General features: G+C 56.6%; 16 protein-coding genes. 5 read left to right on the top strand and 11 right to left on the bottom strand.

Features of this window, described 5'->3' with window-relative positions; genetic code table 11:
- Nucleotides 1–103: 103 nt before the first annotated feature.
- Nucleotides 104–754, top strand: a complete 651-nt coding sequence (locus tag G5S47_RS03240; RefSeq protein WP_006681571.1) for a potassium channel family protein — start codon at nucleotides 104–106, stop codon at nucleotides 752–754.
- A gap of 5 nt (nucleotides 755–759) precedes the next feature.
- On the top strand, nucleotides 760–1,464 hold the full coding sequence (locus tag G5S47_RS03235; protein ID WP_103633615.1) for a potassium channel family protein: 705 nt from the start codon (nucleotides 760–762) through the stop codon (nucleotides 1,462–1,464).
- 30 nt (nucleotides 1,465–1,494) lie between these two features.
- Here the strand turns inward: G5S47_RS03235 and G5S47_RS03230 are convergent, their stop codons facing one another.
- The 4 genes from G5S47_RS03230 to G5S47_RS03215 form a co-directional block, all read right to left on the bottom strand.
- On the bottom strand, nucleotides 1,495–2,199 hold the full coding sequence (locus G5S47_RS03230; protein ID WP_103633614.1) for a DUF3159 domain-containing protein: 705 nt from the start codon (nucleotides 2,197–2,199) through the stop codon (nucleotides 1,495–1,497).
- Nucleotides 2,196–2,504 carry a DNA-binding protein gene (locus tag G5S47_RS03225; RefSeq protein ID WP_243440792.1) on the bottom strand — a complete coding sequence of 103 codons (309 nt, stop codon included), beginning with the start codon at nucleotides 2,502–2,504 and terminating at the stop codon, nucleotides 2,196–2,198. Before G5S47_RS03225 ends, G5S47_RS03230 begins: the two co-directional genes overlap by 4 nt.
- Nucleotides 2,505–2,583: 79 nt before the next feature.
- Nucleotides 2,584–3,225 (bottom strand): DUF3710 domain-containing protein, encoded by a 642-nt coding sequence (locus tag G5S47_RS03220; protein ID WP_006681575.1) that lies wholly within the window; start codon nucleotides 3,223–3,225, stop codon nucleotides 2,584–2,586.
- Nucleotides 3,226–3,234: 9 nt separating this feature from the next.
- Entirely contained in the window at nucleotides 3,235–3,537 is a 303-nt protein-coding gene (locus G5S47_RS03215) for a DUF4193 domain-containing protein (RefSeq protein ID WP_006681576.1), read from the bottom strand.
- Nucleotides 3,538–3,710: 173 nt separating this feature from the next.
- Here G5S47_RS03215 and sepH point away from each other — a divergent pair, with 173 nt between their 5' ends.
- Complete coding sequence (gene sepH / locus G5S47_RS03210) at nucleotides 3,711–4,865, top strand: septation protein SepH (RefSeq protein WP_006681577.1); 1,155 nt, start codon at nucleotides 3,711–3,713, stop codon at nucleotides 4,863–4,865.
- A gap of 71 nt (nucleotides 4,866–4,936) precedes the next feature.
- Here sepH and G5S47_RS03205 read toward each other — a convergent pair whose 3' ends face one another.
- Both G5S47_RS03205 and G5S47_RS03200 read right to left on the bottom strand, forming a co-directional pair.
- Nucleotides 4,937–6,076, bottom strand: coding sequence for an alkaline phosphatase family protein (locus tag G5S47_RS03205; RefSeq protein ID WP_219585804.1), 1,140 nt, complete (start codon nucleotides 6,074–6,076; stop codon nucleotides 4,937–4,939).
- Between the two features lie 5 nt (nucleotides 6,077–6,081).
- Nucleotides 6,082–6,615: a DUF5998 family protein gene (locus G5S47_RS03200; RefSeq protein ID WP_006681579.1), complete on the bottom strand. Its 534-nt coding sequence runs from the start codon at nucleotides 6,613–6,615 to the stop codon at nucleotides 6,082–6,084.
- Nucleotides 6,616–6,683: 68 nt separating this feature from the next.
- Between G5S47_RS03200 and G5S47_RS03195 the strand changes: the two genes are divergently transcribed.
- Nucleotides 6,684–9,158, top strand: coding sequence for a DNA gyrase/topoisomerase IV subunit A (locus tag G5S47_RS03195; protein WP_219585803.1), 2,475 nt, complete (start codon nucleotides 6,684–6,686; stop codon nucleotides 9,156–9,158).
- A 47-nt stretch (nucleotides 9,159–9,205) separates the two neighbouring features.
- On the opposite strand, the gene G5S47_RS03190 is transcribed toward G5S47_RS03195, so the two are convergent.
- From G5S47_RS03190 to G5S47_RS03180, 3 genes are all read right to left on the bottom strand, one after another.
- A complete protein-coding gene (locus G5S47_RS03190) occupies nucleotides 9,206–10,246 on the bottom strand; it encodes a GNAT family protein (protein WP_219585802.1) in 1,041 nt (346 codons plus the stop codon).
- 83 nt (nucleotides 10,247–10,329) lie between these two features.
- Nucleotides 10,330–11,268 (bottom strand): GNAT family N-acetyltransferase, encoded by a 939-nt coding sequence (locus tag G5S47_RS03185; RefSeq protein ID WP_006681582.1) that lies wholly within the window; start codon nucleotides 11,266–11,268, stop codon nucleotides 10,330–10,332.
- A 217-nt stretch (nucleotides 11,269–11,485) separates the two neighbouring features.
- Nucleotides 11,486–13,588 carry a DNA gyrase/topoisomerase IV subunit B gene (locus tag G5S47_RS03180; RefSeq protein ID WP_219585800.1) on the bottom strand — a complete coding sequence of 701 codons (2,103 nt, stop codon included), beginning with the start codon at nucleotides 13,586–13,588 and terminating at the stop codon, nucleotides 11,486–11,488.
- Nucleotides 13,589–13,760: 172 nt separating this feature from the next.
- Between G5S47_RS03180 and G5S47_RS03175 the strand changes: the two genes are divergently transcribed.
- On the top strand, nucleotides 13,761–13,982 hold the full coding sequence (locus G5S47_RS03175) for a DUF7455 domain-containing protein (protein WP_006681584.1): 222 nt from the start codon (nucleotides 13,761–13,763) through the stop codon (nucleotides 13,980–13,982).
- A gap of 148 nt (nucleotides 13,983–14,130) precedes the next feature.
- Here the strand turns inward: G5S47_RS03175 and smc are convergent, their stop codons facing one another.
- Both smc and ndk read right to left on the bottom strand, forming a co-directional pair.
- Entirely contained in the window at nucleotides 14,131–17,646 is a 3,516-nt protein-coding gene (gene smc / locus G5S47_RS03170; RefSeq protein WP_219585799.1) for a chromosome segregation protein SMC, read from the bottom strand.
- Nucleotides 17,647–17,769: 123 nt separating this feature from the next.
- Nucleotides 17,770–18,222 carry a nucleoside-diphosphate kinase gene (gene ndk, locus G5S47_RS03165; protein WP_101627233.1) on the bottom strand — a complete coding sequence of 151 codons (453 nt, stop codon included), beginning with the start codon at nucleotides 18,220–18,222 and terminating at the stop codon, nucleotides 17,770–17,772.
- Between the last annotated feature and the right edge of the window lie 39 nt (nucleotides 18,223–18,261).

Below are 18,261 nucleotides of genomic sequence, written 5' to 3'. Positions count from 1 at the left end.
GCAACTCTTTAAGTGATACCGAGAACATGTGCTCTAGGCCAGCCCTTCAGACGTGACGAAAGCACGCTGATGCGGGTAGTTTAGGAGCGTGCATTTCGTCATTATGGGATGCGGTCGCGTTGGTTCTTTCCTCGCCACCGCTTTGGATGCTGATGGGCATTCAGTTGCAGTCATCGACGTTGATCCGAAAGCTTTCTCGCGTCTGCCGTCAGATTTTTCCGGCAAGCGCGTCACCGGCTTGGGTATGGATCGCGAGGCCCTGAAGAAAGCTGACATTAAAGACGCCTATGCGTTCGCAGCTGTCTCCAGCGGTGATAACTCGAACATTATTTCGACGCGTATCGCCCAAGAGACCTTCCACGTGCCACACGTTGTCGCACGAATTTATGATCCTGAACGCGCCTACGTGTACGAGCGTCTCGGCATCCCAACGGTTGCGACCGTGAAGCGCACGGCAGAATCAGTTCTGCGCCGTATGCTTCCCCCGGATGCGGCGGTCACATGGACGCACCCCACGGGCGAGGTTTCCTTGGTTACGGCGACGCCCGAGACATCGTGGTACGGCGTTTCTTTCCCGACAGTTGAAGAACTTACCGGCGAGCGTATTGCCTTCGTATCCCGTTTGGGGACTATCGTTCCAGCGCGCCAAGACTTCGTGGTGCAAGAACACGACCAGCTGTACTTTGCGATCGGTGGAGCAGAGTCGACGCGCTTGCGTTCTATTCTGACGGCCACCCCGAACTTTGAGGACTGATACGCATGAAGATCGTTATCGCAGGCGCAGGCTCGGTTGGTCGCTCCGTCGCCCTTGAACTTCTCGAACACGGTCACGAGTGCACTCTGATCGATAAGCAGCCCGATAAGTTACGCGTTGCATCGGTTGCTGACGCGGACTGGGTTCTCGCTGACGCCTGTTCTCCCGACGCTTTGCGTGAAGCAGGTCTTGCGGAAGCTGACGTGATGGTTGCCGCGACGGGCGATGACAAGGCTAATCTGGTTATTTCTTTGCTAGCGAAGACCGAGTTCGCGGTGCCGCGAGTGGTTGCTCGTCTGAACAATCCTCACAATGAGTGGCTGTTCAATGGCTCGTGGGGCGTTGATGTTTCGGTGTCGACCCCACGCATTATGACGGCTCTCGTGGAAGAAGCCGTGTCCGAGGGTATTCCGGTTCGTTTGTTCTCGTTCAACTCTGCTGAAGTATCGATGTACGCGATCGTTTTGCCCGAGGGCTCCCCGATCGTTGGCAAACGCATTTCTGACACGGATCTGCCTCCGCGCACCGTATTGACGTCGTTGCTCCGTGATGGTCGCCCACTCACGCCATCGGATGATGATCTTTTTGAGTCCGGTGACGAGTTGTTGCTGTTGATTTCCGATACGGAGAAGAATGCTCTGTCGACTCTCCAAGCGTTGGTGGAAGTTCCGCCAGCGGCCGACGAAGAGGAAGCCGAGTCGGAAGAATAATTCCGCCTTCACCCGATTCGCGATTCGTCGCTACGAGGCCTGGGCTGAATGCTCATCCGCCTTTGTTGGAGAGAACGGTTTTAAACCCATCCAGGTGAGCCATGTGACGAGGGCAAAGAGTGGCAGTCCTAGGACAAGCTTCGCGATACCTAATGGGCCAACCATGTGAGCAAGCCATAGGGGAAGCTCAATGCCAAGACGTAGTGCGAAGAGCCCTGTCCAAAGCCACGTAAGAAGAAGGCCTCGACGCTTAAGGCCGGCCCACTCTTCTTTGCGATACCAGTCAGCTTCCAGTTCCCAGAACATCCCAGCGCCCCGGGAGACAAGTGGCTTTCTTACGACGATCGACGCAAGGAAGCCAACAAGGAAAGCTGCCGAGGTGATCAGGCCCCACGTGTAGAAGTTTTCTCCCCTGCCCGAAGCAAGAGCCCAGACCACGCCGATTCCTACACCGATGACGCCTGAAAGCGATTGTGTCAGTGGCTGACGCTGAACAAGACGGATGCCAACGGCGAGTAGCGCAACGACACCCGCGACGACCGATGCGCCGACGACCGAGTGGAAAATGATGAAAACGACAACGAAGAGAAGGGCTGGCACTACGGATTCAGTGAGTCCGCGCCAGCCTCCGACCGCCTGGGTAAAAGAAAACGATTCTTCGTTGAGTTGACGCGTCCAGGTCGGACCAGACTCGGTCACGCCAGTGGATTCATCGTGTTCATCTAAGGCGCTCACATGTTCTCCGAAGCGATGATGCGGTAGAGCGGATTGATGATTGTCAGCACGTCTCCTTGCATTCCTGCTGTGCCTTCAACCTCAATGTGTTCGCCGACTTTCAGCCCCGGAATTGACACGCGTCCCGGCCATCTCAGTTCAATGGAGGCCGTCCCGTCATACAGGGTTCCAACCAGCATGAAATGTGATCCTTCAGGCGGGTAGGTCATTGACATGAGCGTGCCAAAAAGCGTGACGTGTTGACGATTGTGAACGTCACGAATTGGAGTGGTTCCACGGCGCGCTCGCCTCTGTTCCTCATCCAGAGCCTCGTCTTTTTGACGACTGTCCGTCGAGAAATGTTGCGCGAGTGCGCTCCAGAAGCCTGACGCACGCGAACTGTGTTTAGACACGAGGAATCTCGACTTCTTCGTTCGGAAGGTGAAGAGGAAGCAACCCAAGGCGAGCGCGTGGCTGATCGTCGCGAACGACAACGATTCGGTCAATGATCGACTCGAAGTTTTTGCCTGCCTCATTGCTCAGAGCCGCAGGGCCAAGAATGTCAATGCGCGCAAACCAACGGTCGCCTTCACGTCCGATGATCCTCATCCGCGAGGTCCCCTGCCGGCCATCCGGAAGGGAGACTGGAATATCAGCTTGGAGCTCAGTCCCGTAACGCGTATCGCGATCAATGACTGTTGCAGAATCCTTCAGCAATCCGGCACGGATCTCTTCGCGGATTTCATCCCACACGCCACCGCTTCGAGGTGCTGCAGCAACAGAAATCTGCAGACCGGAGTCTCCGATAACGATTAAAACCTTGAGAACGGAGTGACCGTCATCGCCGACCTGGGTACGCAACTGGGCACCGGGGACGGATGGAAGAAGCAAGGAGCCCATATCGATGTAGCCGTTGGACGTATCGCACTCGCCAACCGAGCGAGGGCCCGGCAAATCAATCGGGTCAACGGTTTCTTCAGGTGCTACCTGCGTTCCAAGCTCGGGAATATCGGTTGCTTCAGCCTTTTTCTTTCGAGAGAAAAACAAGATAGCGCCTCAGCCCGCGCACTCGGTGCACACCGGCAGCCCAGCGTCGTCAACGTAGGCGAGCTGAGAAGCGTGGTGGACGAGGAAGCAGGACGAGCAGGTGAATTCGTCATCCTGACGGGGAATAACGTGAACGGTCAGTTCTTCCTTCGACAGGTCAGCACCGGGGAGCTCAAAGTTCTCAGCTGCTTCGGTCTCGTCTTCTTCGATTTCAGCGGAACCAGCGTCACCTCGACGCGACTTCAGTTCCTCGATTGAATCTTCGGCAACATCATCGTCATTCTTACGAGGTGCGTCGTAATCGGTAGCCATGAGTTTCGTCCTTCGGGCGGGTTATTTCATGATCTGATCATGAACTGTATCGGCGGAGGGAATATAACACTGTTAAGAGACGAATGCCACCACTTAGGACTTTGCGGCGCGTTCAATCACGATTAGTGCCTACAGTTTGAGAACATTTCGCTGATGAACTGTAGGAGGTGCTCATGATCGAGCTCGATTTGCTCGGTATCGGCGCAGACGGCGAAACGCTGGTCTTTACCGATCCAAACGGGGAACGCTACCAAGTCTCTATTACTGACGAGCTTCGCGGATCAATCCGTCGTCATCGTATGCACCTCGAGCCAGCACCCAGCCCAGCGCGTCAGCAGATCTCTCCCCGCGAGATTCAGAGCCTGCTCCGTGCCGGCGCTACTCCCGAAGAAATCGCCACATCCCACGCATGCGATATCGAGATGGTGCGTTCCTTCGAAAGCCCCATCCAGGCTGAAAAAGAATACGCACTCCAGCGCGCGCAGAATATGCGTATTGGCTCGGTAGCGGACGGCCCGAAGATGGGTGAGCTTGTCATTGATCGATTGGCCGCACGCGGTGTTGATCCGTCAACTTTGGAATGGAATGCAAGTCGCGAAGGTGCTGGCCCCTGGCAGATTTGCTTGACGTTCATCCAGTCGGCGTCAGAACACGCCGCCAATTGGCTGTTGCCGAAGACCGGTCCTCTTGAAGCTATTGATCAGGAAGCCCAGTGGCTGACTGAAACCCAGTCGTCGACTCCTGCGGCTTCAATCTTCACTCCCCTGCAGCCGAACGCACCCGATGCGTTGGATCCTGCAGACCTCGAAGAAGTTCGCGCACGTGAAGCGATCATTGATCAGTTGAATGCGAGCCGCGGAAAGCCTCAGGACATCGAGTATGACCTTGATGACGAGGATTTTGACCCCGAAGAGTTCGAACAGGCCACGCTGACCGATTCTTCAATTTCGGCTCGCATCTATTCCTTGGCACATGCTCGCACGAAGGAAGAGGAAGAGGTCCCTTCGCAGAACTCCGAGTTCCCTGTTCTCGATGCACTGTCCGCATCGACGCCGATCCCGAGCGCGTCTACTTCTTCACCAAAGGACAAGGAAGCTCCCAACTCGAAGACCCAGGACACGAAGGTTCCTTCTGCAAAGAAGACTGCGCCCGCGAAAAAAGCGTCCACCGATTCGGATGCTGATTACGATGACCAGTCGTTGCCAGGTCTTGAAAACCTTGTTGAAGAGCCTCATTCTTCAGCGCCAGCTAGCGCGAAGAAGTCGAAGTCTCGTCGTCGTTCTGTTCCCAGTTGGGACGAGATCGTCTTCGGTTCAAAGTCGAAGTAGTCGTTTTCAAACGAGAAACCCACGACACATGATGCTCGTGAGTTTTTCGTTTTTTTGCTGACGGCTCGGGTTCAGGAAAGCCGGATCAGCGGAATTCGCATTTCAGCTTCGGTCAGGGAACCGTGGACTCCAGGCATCGCGATCATTTCCGGCTTTTGTGATCTGGAATCAACGAGGCCTGCGCGTCCATTAAAGAACGCGATACCCGCGCCAATTTCGCGATTACCTGGGCCTTCACCCAAGAGGCTCGCAGATTCATCGCAACCGAGTACCCACGCGACGTCGTTCAGTTCATGCTTCCAACGGTCAATCACTTCGGATTCACGGCCAGCTTCGGTATGAATGTGAACAGCGCGTGTTTCTCCGGCAAGGATCCGTACACCGTCGGCAAGATCTGGACGATCCGCAAGATCAATCAACGCACCATGGTCAATATCGATCATGCCGTGGTCAGCAGTCAGTACCGTACGCACGTTGCGGGGCAGGCTACGAAGCAGGCGCCCCAATCCGGCGTCGAAGGCTTCAAGAGCATCGGACCATTCCCAAGAGCTCACTGCATGCCCATGGCCCGTATGGTCGATTTCTGACCAGTAGAGGTAGACGACCTGCGTGCCTTTCTTGAGCTCTCGCAGAGCCGCACTGGCACGCTCATCCCAGGTTTTGCCAGCCACGTGGCGCGCGCCCCTTAAGGCAGCCTTCGTCAAGCCCGAACCAGCGAACGTCGGCGGAGAAATAACTGCGGACTTCACCCCCTGCTGGCTGAGGCGCTCAAAGTAAGTCGGACATTCTTGCCATGCCAGAGGATCTGGACCATTCTCAAACGCCAGAAGATTCATCACCGAATCCCCCCGGGCAACCGCATAGCCCACCATCCGCGTCTTCCCAGGCTTTTCCCCCGTTCCAAAAGAGGTAATCGCAGCGGCTGTCGTCGACGGCGCGATCGTGTGAAGGTTCACAATGTCATCGCGCACCGACCGCAAGGTCGACGCGTGCCCAAGGTGAGACATCAAGGGAACATAGCCCAAGCCATCGACCAAGATGATCAGGAGCTGCCCTTCTTCACGGTCAAGCGACAAACGAGCCCGAGCGGCCTCGTTCCCCAGAGGCAGACCGGCACATGCCAAAGCGGCACCAAAAACATCAGCCAAACACGGGCCAGCCTGCGAAGGCACATCTGCCCATGCGGGAACCGAAACGGGTGAAGTGGCCATGGCGATCAGTGGTGATCTCGAGTAGCAGATGAAAGCAGATCCACGAACTGCCTGGCTTCAGTCATTGCATCCACGCCATCAGCGTCGACGCTGATACGGAAATTCAAATCATCGGGGAAAGATGCGACCGTGTAACCGTGTTCCGCTGTGCACGAGGGATCGCCACATTGAGCGGGCTCAACTTCGCTACGACGCATTGCCCCCAGATCAACCGAGATGGTCAGCTCCGCAGGAAACATCGATGTCATCGCCTCACGATAGACCTCAATCGACGACACCGTCCCCAAACGGGAAAGGGGGAAGATCCCCGTGCCAACGGAGGCTCCGCCATCTTCGAGTTCATCAACATGCATATGAATCAGCACACTGTCAGTCAGAGTCGCCAATGACAGGTGGCGGAAAACCGACCCCTGATCAAAAGCAGCATCCACCTGGCAAAGAGTGGCGCGTGGCGTCTGACCACCCAACGCGCGCTTCAAAGATGCGGTAACAAGCTGGGGGAAAAAGCCCGTTCGATTGATTCGATCCCATGTGTTCACCCTCTAATTGTGCCCGCGTTCGGCGTGGGAGTCGAACAGAGGTTCTTTCGCCCGTGATAATCGCGAATATGGCTAAGAAGGACCTCGTAGAACCACTGCCCGTTGCGGACGAAGACATCAGTGAAATCAATGTCTCCGAAGAGATGCGAACCTCCTTCTTGGAATACGCCGTCTCTGTCATCTACGCTCGCGCACTCCCAGACGCACGCGATGGCCTCAAGCCCGTGCAACGACGCATCCTGTTCCAGATGGATCAGATGGGACTTCGCCCCGACAAGGGCCACGTGAAATCCCAGCGTGTTGTCGGCGAGGTTATGGGTAAGCTTCACCCGCACGGTGACTCGGCAATTTACGAGGCTCTCGTGCGCCTCGCTCAGCCGTTCAACCTGCGTCTTCCCCTAGTCGACGGACACGGCAACTTTGGCTCTCTTGATGACGGCCCCGCAGCCGCGCGTTACACCGAAGCCCGCATGGCTCCCTCCGCGTTGGATCTTGTCACCGGTTTGGATGAAGACACGGTTGAATTCGTGCCGAACTACGACAACCAGTTCATGCAACCCGAGGTACTCCCAGCGGCATTCCCCCAGCTTCTGGTCAACGGCGCTTCCGGTATTGCTGTTGGTATGGCAACGAATATTGCCCCGCACAATCTTGCTGAAACAATCGCAGCGTCCATTCACCTGATTGAGCATCCGGATGCCACCGTCGCCGACCTGATGCGTTTCGTGCCCGGGCCTGACCTGCCTGAAGGTGGCGTCATCGTCGGACTCGATGGAATCAAAGACGCCTACGAAACTGGTCGCGGTGCTTTCAAGACTCGCGCAAAGGTCGGAGTCGAACGCGTCAGCGCACGCAAGATGGGGTTGATCGTCACCGAACTGCCCTACATGGTCGGCCCCGAAAAGGTCATCGAAAAGATCAAGGAAAACGTTAACGCCGGGCGGCTGAAGGGTATTTCGTCGGTTCAGAACCTGACTGACCGTATCCACGGCCTGCGTTTGGTCATCGAAATCAAGAACGGTTTCAACCCCGAAGCGGTCCTGCAACAGCTGTACAAGCGCACACCTCTTGAAGATTCCTTCTCGATCAACGCCGTTGCCCTCGTCAATGGTCAGCCTCGTACCCTCGGTTTGAAAGACATGCTGAGCGTATTCGTCAACCACCGTCTTGACGTGACAACGCGACGCACGAAGTTCCGTCTGGGTAAGGCTCAGGATCGCCTTCACCTGGTTGAAGGTTTGTTGATCGCAGTCCTCGATATTGATGACGTCATTGCGATTATTCGTTCGTCTTTCGACGTGGAAACCGCTCGCGAACGACTGAAGATTGCCTTCGACCTGACCGATATTCAGGCGAACTACATTCTGGAGCTCCGCCTGCGTCGCTTGACCAAGTTCTCGCGCATCGAGCTAGAGAACGAACGCGATGAACTCCAAGCAACGATCGCACATCTTGAAGAGATTCTTTCCGATCCGGTGATGTTGCGAGGCCTGGTCATCTCTGAGTTGCGCGATGTTGCTCAGCGTCTGGCTACTCCCCGGCGGACTCTGCTGCTGTCGTCTGCCGGAGCCGAATCGGGGAACGAGGCGACGAGTGGCGCCGCCTTGGCTGCTACGTTGCCGGCCACATCGAAGTCCGGCAAGGGAATGGACCTGCAGATCCCTGATGACCCGTGCGTCGTTGTGCTGTCATCGAACGGTGGTCTGGCTCGAATTGAAGGCGGAGACCCGCTAGAACCGGGGCCTCGTGCCAGCCACGACGGGTGGATAGCACAATTGTCGTCGACCGCACGTTCTCAGATCGCGGTTGTTACAGCAGACGGTGTTGCTCACCGCATGGAGGTCGTGGACCTACCCGCGCTCCCCCGCTTCGATACAGGATTGTCGCTGGCCGCAGCCACGCCCGCATCTCTGCTCTTGCACACGAATTCTCCCGCGATCGGTTTGCTTGATCCCGCATCAGACCAGGTGTATGCGATGGGTACTGCCCACGGCACCGTGAAGCGCTTGAAGCCGGATGTACTTGCCCGTGACGAATGGGAAGTCATCACACTGGATGACGGTGATCGTCTAGTTGGTTTCGGACCGTGTGCCGACGACTACGATCTTGTCTTTGTTTCAACCGACGCGCAGCTTCTTCGTACGCCGGCATCGAAGGTACGACCGCAGGGTCGCACCGCCGCTGGTATGGCTGGTATGAAGCTTAATGATGGTGCCCAAGCACTCGGATTCTGGGCTCTGCCAGTATCATCAGACTCCTTCGTCGTCACCGTCGCAGCAGCTGAAGGAGCACTGCCGGGAACGGGTCAGACGACAGCTAAGGTAACTCCGCTGGAGTTCTACCCGGTCAAGGGTCGCGGTGGTCAAGGCGTCCGCGCCCAGCGTTTCCTGCGCGGTGAGGATCGCATTGACTTGGCGTGGGTGGGTGACCGTCGACCTCGAGGCGCCTCAGCTGATGGCTCCCCCGTTGACTTGCCCGACGTTGACGAACGTCGCGATGGGTCAGGTACTCCCGTGGTTCTTCCAATCACCCTCATCGGCTAAGGCGCTACAACGGTTCGCGCCGGTGCGAAAGTGCCAGCGTGGCCTCGTCACACATCGATCGCGTACAAGCGCGTCTGACCCACCGTCGCAAAACCCAAATAATCGTAGACGGCAAGCGCTCTGGAATGATTCGCGCTTCCGAGCCCAGCGCCGATACGATCCATCCCATCGGCTGCCATCGCGCGCATCGACGACGTAATCAGGGCATCGACGGCGCGATCCGAACGCGCCTCTTCCAAGACACCCATCTGGTCGATATAGCCTTCGCGCCAACCAAGAGCAGCCCAGTCCTGGACGTACTTCGAGGCAAGAAGGAAACCAACCACGCGCGGACGGTCACCCCTGCGGTCCACGGCAACGAACGACCACTGTGGGACGAAAGAAGTACGTCCCATCAGCCACTGTTCACGAGTGAGGGCAGGACTACCCCACTCAATCTCGGAGAGCCGATTCGCGGCGTGACGCGCCGGTTCATCCCACTCATCCGACCAAGGTTCAATCGTCAAATAACGGCCAAGATCCGGAGTCGGAGGAATCTGGGACAGATCCGCGCGAAGTTCATAGTACGAACGGGTCCAGTGGAAGCCACGCAACTGAAGCTGCTCTTCCAGCTCATTTTCACCCGCCTCGACAAGCATGGTGATCTGAGCCGGCGCATCCGTATCCGCTGTAGCAAGCATCTGACGCGAAACTGCTTCCTGCCATTCAACCAGCGAACTGCCCAAGCCAATGCGACGGAACGACGGGTCAACGCCTCCGTCGCACAGGCACTCCACACGACCACTCTGGCGCATTGCAACGCGACCGTAAGCGACCATGCGTCCCTTCGCGATACCACGAGTCGTCATACCGGCCAGCCCACGCCAGCCTTCAGCCGACAGCATCTCTTCGACTTCGTCGACACTGGTGCGATATGGAGGATTATCCTGCGCTTCCATGCGCGCAATCAGCGTCGCCAATTCATGCAGGCGATTCATGCTGAGCTCTTCCCAGACAATCCCATGATGGGACGGCGGGAATGGCACGTCGTCGGATGCGCCTGTACGACGAGCCAGCGGGATTTCACCCGTCAACGCATTGTCAGCCATGCGCGTCCTTTCTTGTCAACACCAGATTGTGAGATATTCACGTCCCCGTATTCGCCCACGGGCACGCTAACCCGCAGGACACCTTATTGGTCAATCGAATAGAAAACCTGCGCGGGCCCGTCAAGGAAACCGAGGTGCTCGTAGATGGCATGGGCGTTCGACGTATTCTTCGTATCCACATCCAATCCGATCCTGGACATTCCCGATTCAGCGGCCGCCGCCACCGCTGCACCAATCAACGCGGTTGAAAGCCCGTGCCCACGATGCGATTGATCAACGGCCAGAAGTTCCGCGTATGCCTCTGTCTTACCGGTCGCGGCCCACCGTTCAACGGGGCGTCCCACGACGAAACAGCCAGCCAGCTCACCCTGCTCAGATACTGCTCCGAACGACCAGCGAGGATCCAAATTCGAGGTAGATTCTTCCCACCAGGCCTCGTGCAAGTAGGGCAGGGTGTGCTCAGCGAAAGAACGCAAGTACAGTGCTTTCGCGCTCCCCATATCAACATCGGACCACGGAATGATCGAATAGCCGTGGCGAGGCTTCCGAGCCTTTTCAGCCCCTAGAAGCTCGCGGTACATCACTTGGAACGTAGCCTTCGCGTAGAAGCCCGCCGCAATATACAAACGACGACGATCCGTCATGTGGGCGTCAACGACATTGAAAATTGATGCGGGGACCTTCGAGTCCGCTCCGAATGTTTCGACCAGCATTTGACGGGCACGGCCATCTTGCCAGTAGAGGAGAGCTCGACCCAATCCACGTCCACGCCAATGCGGATGAATGTAGGCGTTGACCTCGGCGGCAGCATGATCTGAGAGCGAAGTGAGGACTCGAACGGCTGCGACTGCGCAAATACGATTGTCCGAATCGATACCGACAAGCGCATCGATCCAGAAATCTTGCGTGCGACCTTCCACCATGTCGGCGATGTCGGATGCACTCATACGATGATGCATCTCATCAGCAGCCTCAACCTGACGAATCACGTCATAAACACCCGGAGCGTCGGAGGCGATCATCGAACGCCACCTCAATCCGATGTGGGTGCCCGGATACGAAACTGAGGCTGGTGGCTTCAAACGTTGCGCAAGTCCAGTCATAGATCCTAGTGTACGTGCGCATCGGGTCTTTGGTCACATACGCGGGAAGGTTCTGCGCTAGGTCTCAGCGGCCAGGTGCTCAATACACACGGTGCGAAAAGACGAGGCCCAACACGGATGGGGCGACAGGGAGTTTTCAGGCGTCGATGCGCATGCGGTCGATGCCAGAGGATCCTTCGACAATGAAATCCTTACGCGGTCCCACCGTGGAACCCATCAGCAGTTCGAACACATCTTCTGCTTCGCGCAAAGCGTCTTCATCATCAAGGGTGATGCGTCGCAAGGAACGATGCGCGCGATCCATGGTGGTTTCAGCCAACTGGTCCGCGTCCATCTCACCCAGGCCCTTGTAGCGCTGGATCGGTTCTTTCCATGTCCGCCCCGCCTTACGCAGTTGAGCAAGCTTCTTGTGGAGTTCATCTTCGGAATACGTGTAAATCAGTTCGCGAGGCTTGCGTCCCTTAGCGCTCACTTCAATGCGGTGCAACGGTGGAACAGCAGCGTAAATTCGGCCAGCTTCGACCATGGGGCGCATATAGCGGAAGAACAGGGTGAGCAACAACGTGCGAATATGCGCGCCATCGACGTCAGCATCGGTCATCAAAATAACCTTGCCGTAGCGGGCGGAATCAAGATCGAAAGTTCGACCTGATCCTGCACCAATGACCTGGATAATGTTCGCGCATTCCGCGTTCGCCAGCATATCCGCTGTCGATGCCTTTTGGACGTTCAGGATCTTGCCTCGAATCGGGAAGAGCGCCTGATACTGGCTGTTGCGTGCCGCCTTTGCCGTGCCCAGTGCCGAGTCACCCTCGACGATGAACAGTTCGGTTTCTAAGACATCTTCCATTCGGCAGTCTGCGAGCTTCGCGGGCAGAGAGGATGTTTCAAGCGCATTCTTCTTACGCGAAATTTCCTTGTGAATACGCGCTGAAACACGCGCTTTCATTTCGCCGACAACCTTTTCCATCAACGAAGACGTCTGCTGTTTGTCGTCGCGCTTTGAGGAATTAAACTTCGCATTCAGCCAGTCGGTGACAACGCGAGACACGACCGTACGGACTTGTGGTGTACCCAGGATTTCCTTGGTCTGCCCCTCAAACTGCGGTTCGGGGAAACGGACGGTGACAACGGCAGTCAGACCCGCTTGGACATCATCCTTTTCGGGACGCCCATCTTTGGTACCCACCTTCAACTTGCGCGCGTTCTTATCAATCTGCGCGCGCAACACCTTCAAGACAGCCTGCTCGAAACCGGCAACGTGTGTGCCACCCTTCGGGGTCGCAATAATGTTGACGAATGACTGCAGTGAAGTATCGTAGCCAATCCCCCATCGCAAGGCGCAATCCACCTGGCACGTGCGTTCCACTTCGGTCGCAGCGAGGTGTCCCGTTGACGGATCGAGTGCCTGAGCGGTTTCGGTGAAGGTTCCTTCACCTTGAATATGCCACGTGTCAGTCACAGGACCATCGCTGGCCAGCCAGTTCGTAAAGTCAACGACGCCACCGTCGTAGCGGAATGACTCGTGAAGCTCTTCTTCTGCGCGCTCATCCCAGCAGTTGATGGTCAGGCCGGGAACAAGGAATGCGGTCTGGCGTGCACGCGCACACAAAGCTTCCCATGAGAATCCTTCGGTTGACGGGAAGATCTGAAAGTCAGCCCAGAAACGCACGCGTGTACCGGTGACATTCTTCTTTACCTTGCCAACGGTTTTCAGCTGTGAAGATTCTTCAAACGGAGTGAACGGTGAATTCGGGGTGCGTTGCTTCGAATCGTCGAATTCGCCGGGCTCACCGCGACGGAAACACATTTCCCATGTCTTTGAGCCGCGGTCAACCTGCACGTCAAGACGCGCGGACAGCGCGTTCACAACGGACGCACCCACGCCGTGCAGACCACCCGATGACGCATAGGAACCGCCACCGAACTTACCACCAGCGTGAAGCTTCGTGTACACGACCTCGACGCCTGACAAACCGACACCGGGGACCTCGTCAACCGGAATACCTCGACCGTTGTCAGCCACCGACGCAGAATAGTCAGGGTGCAGGCGCACATTGATCGTGTCGCAGTGACCTTCAAGAGCCTCGTCAACGGCATTGTCGATAATTTCCCAGAGACAGTGCATCAAACCGCGGTGGTCCGTGGAACCGATGTACATGCCGGGGCGCTTACGAACAGCTTCCAGTCCTTCAAGGACGCTGAGGTGCCGTGCCGAATAGTCAGATGAAGAAGTCACCCGCTTATCTTAAAGAATCATTGAATGAGCGCCATTTCACCTCGCCGTATTCTTCCAGATGACGCGTGTTCCACTTGCTCGCATGATGAGCACACTCGCGTACGGATTGCGCCGAGGGTGAACAATCGCTTTTGAACGCGACATTACCGACTCTTTAGTGTGTGATTGAAACATGACAACGCTTTCACTTCAGCCAGAAACCTCAACGGCCCCGGTTCTCAACGCCGCCGACCGTTGCGACAAGTGTGGCGCGAAGGCGTGGCTGCGTGCCACGATGCCATCCGGCTTCCAACTGTTCTTCTGCGCCCACCACGCGACGCAAAACCTTGACGCCCTTATGCTGTCGGGCGCCTCGATCCTCGACGAACGTCACTTCCTGAACAAGGACAACTGATCATCTGCTGTCTCGGTTCTCTTTGACCACGCCACGACTACTGAATAGACAATGGGTACGCCATCTGGCGTACCCATTGTCTTTGTTATCGCGCGGGCAGAAAACATAAAGATGCGGACACGGGTTTCTCACACTAACACGGCATTATTTATGAGCGCGCAAGACGCTGGGAAACAACTCCTGTCACACCATCACGCATCGAGACGCCATAGAGAGCATCGGCGATCTCCATAGTGCGTTTCTGGTGCGTGATCACGATCAGCTGAGATTCTTCACGTAGTTCTTTAAAGATTGCCAGAAGACGCGACAAGTTCACGTCGTCGAGTGCGGCTTCAACTTCGTCCATCACGTAGAACGGAGATGGACGAGCTTTAAAGATCGCGACGAGGAAAGCAATAGCTGCGAGTGAGCGTTCACCACCCGACAGCAAACTCATTCGCTTGACCTTCTTGCCGGCGGGGCGAGCTTCAATTTCAATGCCCGTGGTCAAAGGCGAATCTGGGTCGGTCAAAATCAGATCACCTGTACCGCCGGGGAACAAAACGTCAAAGGTGTGCGCGAACTGTTTCTTCGTGTCTTCAAATGCGGAAACGAATGCTTCTTCAACCAGTCGATCCACATCGGTAATGATGCTCATCAGATCGGCTTTTGATTCTTTGAGGTCTTTTACCTGTTCCATCAAGAATGCATGACGAGCAGCCAGAGCATCGTGTTCTTCCAAAGCCAGGGGGTTCACGCGCCCCAGGCGCACCAGCTCGTTTGAAGCTTTCTCAAAAGCCTTTTCTTGCTCGCTTCGAACAAAAGGCTGGCCTTCTTCGCTGACTTCTTCATCCGGGTCCGATGGGAAAACGGGTACCAGGGTATGGGGTCCGTATTCTTCAATCAAAGTGTCAGCATCGAGCGCAAGCTCTTCCATTGCTCGACGCTCAACATCACTCGCTTGCAATTCCAGTTGAGTGCGCGCAATTTCGTCACGTTGAACCTCGCCAGTAACGTCGGCTAGGCGCTTCATTTCTTCATCCACGGCCAAGCGCAGGGCACCAACGCGCTCATTTTCCTGCCGAGTTTCTTCAGCAACCGCCGTCTGGCGGGCCGAGGCGATAGCAAGTAGCTGGGCAGCCTCGTTCACTGCCTGACGCGCGTCGGCCTCAATCTCCGTTGCAGCACGCAACGCAACCTGGCGTTGAGCTTCGCGCTTCGCATAACGGCCACGCTCTTCGCGCTCTTTTGCTGCTGCCTGGCGAAGGTTTCGGGCACGCGCACCAGCCTGCCTGGATTGTTCTTCTAATGCTCGCAATGCCAGGCGCGCTGAGGTTTCCGCTTCACGGGCTTCTTTCGCCGTTCTGGCAGCACCCTCAGCTTTATCGCGCGCTGCGTCGACGTCTTCAGAGGGACTCTCCGACAGTGTTTCGACTTTCGATCGCGCTTCTTCAACGCGTTCTTTAGCCCATTCGACATGATCCTCGGCACGTTTGAGCGCTTCTCGTCCACGGCCTACCTCAGCTTCACTGGCTGCGAGTGCGGACTGGAGTCGCGCAGTCTTTTGAGCGCGTTCAGCCTGCAGGGCGTCGTGGGCACGCAGAGCTTTCAGGGCTTCGTTCGCTCCGCGTATTGCCAGGTCCAGCGCAATATTCGCTGCCGTGAGTTCATCAGAGAGGGCATCGCACGTGTGTTGTGCTGCCTCGGCCTTCGTAGCGGCTGCTTCGTGTTGGGCTTTGATGGCAAGTAATGAGTCGGCTGTCTGTCCGGCTGCTATAACACCTGAACGAGTCACCATTGTTCCGCTCAATGTAACGGCAACGTCCACTGTGTCGATCGCAATGCCACGTTGGGCAGCATCAAGATCGTTGGCAACTACTGCGCCACAAAGCAAGGCTGAAACGCTCGCTGCGACTTTCGGGTCTGGTGTCACGCACTCTCGCGCCCACGTCAGGCCCTCGGGTAGTTTCTGCTTGGCAGGCGCGACCTCGTCCCCATTCGCGATCATCATCCGTAACTGGCCACTATTGGACTCCTGGGCGTCGCGCGCTTGAGTGAGCGCAGAATCCAGGGAATCCATGACGACGGCGTCCGCAAATGGGCCAAGTAGCGTCGCGATCGCGTTCTCGGTTCCTTGGCGGGCGTTCACGAAATCCTGGACGGCACCCAGCACGTGGTCACGATCGAGCAGGTGAGCCGTGTCATCGTCACGCGCAAGAAGCTGGGTCAGGGCATCACGACGCGCTTCCCAGTGAGCACGATCGGCGCGAGCTTCGCGTTCAGCGGCAAGGAGGGCATCAACTTTTGCTCGTGCCTGATCACGATGGATGCCCGCCTGCGCATGCGCGCGACTCACATCGAAATCGCCACCCGATTCTTCGGGCGCGTCCTCAACGGCTTTCTTCGCTTCTTCAGCTCGCGCGAGTGCAGCTTCGAGCGCGCTACGAGCACGACCGGCTTCTGCTTCACCGGCTTCCAATCGGGCGTGAGCACTCCCAACATCACCCGTCAGGCGCGCCACTTTCTCACGATGGTCAGCGACGAGTGCGTTGACCCTGGCGAGTTCTTTGGCTGCGCGTTGATCTTCGTCTTCCGCTTGTTCCTTGGCGCGTACGAGGCTACTCAATTCACGTTGGGCTTGCTGAACACGCTGGAGAAGGTCCCCGTCCTCATTCGAAGCAACTAATGCCCTCTGGTCCAAGACATCCGGGTCTTCACCCGTCGGTGTAGCTTCGGGGCGCGAATACTGTTTGACGCGCTCGGCAGAGATTGCGAGCGTCGTCTTCGCACGCTCATGGACGCTGGTCGCTTCCTGCCAGACTCGCGTCACGTCATTCGCATTGCGAGCGCGAGCTTCTTGATTGCGTTCGCTTTCCTCAATTGATGCCCGCAGATCCGCAATCTTGGTTTCATGCGCACGCTTCAGCTCTTCGAGACGGGTATCAATATGCGACTGACGTTCAAGCTTCTCGCGCACGTTCACAAGATCGTCGGCGAGCAAGCGAGCTTTCGCGTCTCGCACTCGTACTTGGATCAACGAGGCCTTGCGCGCCTGCTTCGCTTGGCGCGCAAGAGGACCCAACTGGCGTCGGATCTCTTCAGTCAGGTCCAGAACACGCACGAGATTCTGATCCATGTCAGCGAGCTTCTTCAGCGCACGCTCTTTACGCCGGCGATGCTTCAGCACACCGGCAGCCTCTTCAATGAACCCGCGACGATCTTCCGGGGTTGCTTGAAGGATCGAGTCGAGGCGCCCCTGCCCCACGATGACGTGCATCTGACGTCCCATGCCCGTATCGGACAGCAATTCTTGAATATCAAGCAGTCGAGCAGGTGAACCGTTAATTGCGTATTCGGAGCCCCCACCGCGGAACAGTGTCCTGGTGATCGTTACTTCCGTGTATTCGATGGGAAGAGCGCCATCTGAGTTATCGATCGTCAGATCAATCTGCGCACGCCCTAAAGCCGGACGTCCCGATGTGCCGGCGAAAATAACGTCCGACATGTTAGAGCCACGCAGGCTCTTCGCGCCCTGCTCGCCCATCACCCAGGCAAGTGCATCCACAACGTTCGACTTACCCGAACCGTTCGGACCCACGACACAGGTGATCCCGGGTTCAAGCTTCAACGTCGTCGTAGACGCGAAAGACTTAAACCCGCGTAGCGTCAGGTTCTTTAAGTGCACGGGTCAAGGATACGTGGAAACTGTGGGAAGAATAAGAAAAAGTGGCGCCTGCAGATGCAAACACCACTTTTTCATAATGTCATGCGTGCTCCTCGGACAGGTTCACGCTCATACAAGATAGTCTCAGCAACACAGTTCAGGGAACCACAGTGCGATCTCACGCTCAGCAGAAGTCGGGGAATCTGAACCGTGAACAACGTTCTCCACGTGGTTCGAACCCCAGTCGCGTCCAAGATCGCCACGAATAGTTCCAGGAGCAGCCAAGGTCGGGTTTGTTGTGCCCATGAGAATACGCATACCCTCAATCACGCGGTCACCTTCAACCACGATGGCAACGAGCGGGCCCGAGCTCATGAAATCAACCATTCCGTTAAAAAAGTGTTGCTCACGGTGCTCCGCGTAGTGCTCTTCAAGGAGTTCCCTAGAGGCCTTCTTAATCTTCAGGCCCTTCAGGACATAGCCCTTCGCTTCGATGCGACGCAGAACCTCTCCAGTCAGACCGCGAGCAAACCCATCGGGCTTGACCAGGATCAGAGTGTGTTCCTTATTCGGGTCGAGCAGATCAGGAGTTGGCATTCGCCCTCCTTTCATTACACGTTGTTCAAGGAATCAATA

The sequence above is a fragment of the Schaalia turicensis genome, assembly GCF_019380255.1.
In the GTDB taxonomy this organism is placed as follows: Bacteria; Actinomycetota; Actinomycetes; order Actinomycetales; family Actinomycetaceae; genus Pauljensenia; species Pauljensenia turicensis_A.
Note: the sequence above shows the minus strand (reverse complement) of the source record. Positions and strands in the feature narration are given on the sequence as shown.

Bases quoted from the DNA above. Each gene is read 5' to 3' on its own strand.
- G5S47_RS03240 (WP_006681571.1), top strand. From the start codon at position 104: ATGGGATGCGGTCGCGTTGGTTCTTTCCTCGCCACCGCTTTGGATGCT.
- G5S47_RS03235 (WP_103633615.1), top strand. From the start codon at position 760: ATGAAGATCGTTATCGCAGGCGCAGGCTCGGTTGGTCGCTCCGTCGCC.
- G5S47_RS03215 (WP_006681576.1), bottom strand. From the start codon at position 3,537: ATGGCTACCGATTACGACGCACCTCGTAAGAATGACGATGATGTTGCC.
- sepH (WP_006681577.1), top strand. From the start codon at position 3,711: ATGATCGAGCTCGATTTGCTCGGTATCGGCGCAGACGGCGAAACGCTG.
- G5S47_RS03205 (WP_219585804.1), bottom strand. From the start codon at position 6,076: ATGGCCACTTCACCCGTTTCGGTTCCCGCATGGGCAGATGTGCCTTCG.
- G5S47_RS03195 (WP_219585803.1), top strand. From the start codon at position 6,684: ATGGCTAAGAAGGACCTCGTAGAACCACTGCCCGTTGCGGACGAAGAC.
- G5S47_RS03190 (WP_219585802.1), bottom strand. From the start codon at position 10,246: ATGGCTGACAATGCGTTGACGGGTGAAATCCCGCTGGCTCGTCGTACA.
- G5S47_RS03185 (WP_006681582.1), bottom strand. From the start codon at position 11,268: ATGATCGCCTCCGACGCTCCGGGTGTTTATGACGTGATTCGTCAGGTT.
- G5S47_RS03175 (WP_006681584.1), top strand. From the start codon at position 13,761: ATGACAACGCTTTCACTTCAGCCAGAAACCTCAACGGCCCCGGTTCTC.
- ndk (WP_101627233.1), bottom strand. From the start codon at position 18,222: ATGCCAACTCCTGATCTGCTCGACCCGAATAAGGAACACACTCTGATC.